This is a genomic window from Magnetococcales bacterium, from assembly GCA_015231925.1.
Lineage (GTDB): Bacteria > Pseudomonadota > Magnetococcia > Magnetococcales > JADGAQ01 > JADGAQ01.
Window position 1 is genome coordinate 1 of sequence record JADGAQ010000356.1, and the last position, 2,070, is coordinate 2,070.

At 54.2% G+C, this 2,070-nt stretch carries 2 protein-coding genes; both read left to right on the plus strand.

Annotated features, from left to right (window positions below):
- Nucleotides 1-422 precede the first annotated feature (422 nt).
- Complete coding sequence (locus HQL56_19780) at nucleotides 423-980, plus strand: hypothetical protein (GenBank protein ID MBF0311758.1); 558 nt, start codon at nucleotides 423-425, stop codon at nucleotides 978-980.
- A 2-nt stretch (nucleotides 981-982) separates the two neighbouring features.
- Nucleotides 983-1,891, plus strand: coding sequence for a hypothetical protein (locus tag HQL56_19785; protein MBF0311759.1), 909 nt, complete (start codon nucleotides 983-985; stop codon nucleotides 1,889-1,891).
- Nucleotides 1,892-2,070: the final 179 nt, after the last annotated feature.

Consider the following 2,070-nt stretch of genomic DNA (forward strand, 5'->3'; position numbering starts at 1 on the left):
CCCTGGGACTTTTCCGTTTTCTGTTGACTTCCGACCCCAAGGGGTCCAGGGGGCACCCCTGGGACTTTTCCGTTTTCTGTTGACTTCCGACCCCAAGGGGTCCAGGGGGCACCCCTGGGACTTTTCCGTTTTCTGTTGACTTCCGACCCCCAGGGGTCCAGGGGGCATCCCTGGGACGTATTCCGTTGACGTTCATCCCCTTTGGGGAATCCTGACAGGTTTCCATATTCCGCCGTCATGGGTAAATAACGGTACATTTTCGGCGGATTGCAGCTTCAAAATTGCTTCGTTCGCTCTTTCAACCGCCAACTAGTTCCCAGGTGGCCGAAACGGAATGAAAATATGATGACAAGCCGCCGCAATTTGGTTTAAGCTGTCTCCCATAATCCCCCGAGTCCCTGATCACCACGGAAAAGCAGCCGATGAACCATGCCGTCCTTCCCCCCTGGAATGAACAGGGGGTGTTGCCACCTGTCGATGTTGAAGACAATCGTTCGCCCTATCAGGTCTCCTTATGGCGTTTCGTTGCCAGGTTCAATACCTCTGCGGAGCGGCAAAGTATTCTGAAGGGATTATTGAATTACCGAAAAGAACTGCATGCGGCGGGGTTGGTTCAGGGTTTTCAATGGGTTGATGGCAGTTTCGTGGAAAATGTGGAACGCCTCGAAGGCCGACCACCGCGTGATTTGGATGTGGTGACCTTTTTTGATCTGCCTTCGGGTTGGGATCAGCGTGCGTTGCGTGGAAAATTTCCCAACCTGTTCGATAGAGATCGTGTAAAATCGAGCCATTCGGTGGATGCTTACTATCAATTGCGAAAGGGTTCGGATCTTGACCGTTTGATTGAGCAGACCACCTATTGGTATGGGCATTTGTCCCATCGTCGGGATGATAGGTGGAAAGGATTTATTCAGGTCGATTTGTCTCCAGAGGAAGATGAGTCTGAGGATATTATACAATTCCTGATGAAGAGCGCATGACGATGAACGCACAAGAGCATCAATTTCTGCGGGCCGACCGGAAGGAGTTGCAGCGCATCCTGAGCCGGATACCTGAAGAGTGCGTTCTTGAAAGAATCAGTTTCGAGGCGCGTCTCAAAGAGGTCGAAGAGGAACTGAAACGTTTCCCGCAGATGAAACGTCAACCGGTGCGATCCACCCTGACCTTTCGGGGCGCCCCGGTGGTGGGTAGTCGCGGGGTTGTTGCCGACTTCGCCACAAAAGCCGCCGGGCAGTTCGTCAATGTGTTGGTAACCTGCGCCGCCAGCCTTCATCAAGCTCTCAGCCCGACAGGCCCCATTCCCGACCGTGACAAATATCAGATGCTGGTGACCGGAACCGCTGTCGGCTCGTTCGGGTTCGTTCTGGAAGAGTACATGCCTGCGGCTGAATTGGATCTGGATCTCAACCCCCCCCTCCTGGAAGCGTTGGAGAAAACCGGCAGGCTTCTTGAAGCGGCCATTTCACCATCGGATGAAGAGCTGATAGAGGCAATAGACGATACCGATCCGGGTGTCGTCGAGAAACTTCATGACTTTTGCGAAACACTGCAAAAATATAGCGCCAGTTGCGCCTTTTCCGTGGGGGAGCGGATTTTCAAACAGACTTCCGACGCCGAAGTGCGTCGCTGTGTCGAGCGATTAAGCCGGGATGCCATCCAGGAAATGGAGGCTGGCTTCGATGGCGCATTCATCGGGTACCTTCCGCAGCGGCGAATCTTCGAGTTTCGCACCCGTCAGGACGAGATTTTCTGGGGAAAGGTGGATTCCACCTTCGAAGATCCTCAATCCATCGAGAACTCTCTGAATCAACCGCGCCACATTATCGTTCGCGCCAGGAGGGTTGGCCAAGCCAAACCCCGTTACTGGCTGAAATCCGTCGCTCCGGTTTAATCCGCAGTCTCCTTCGTGAGTTAGTCGGATCCTTTTTGCGCCGCTCAAAAGGTGAGTGGCAGCCTTGAGTCGTGCGAGCCTGAAAGGATAAAGGAAACGTCCCAGGGGTGCCCCCTGGACCCCGTGGGGTGGGTACGTCAACGTCGAAAAGATCAAGTCCCAGGGCGCTGCCCTGGACC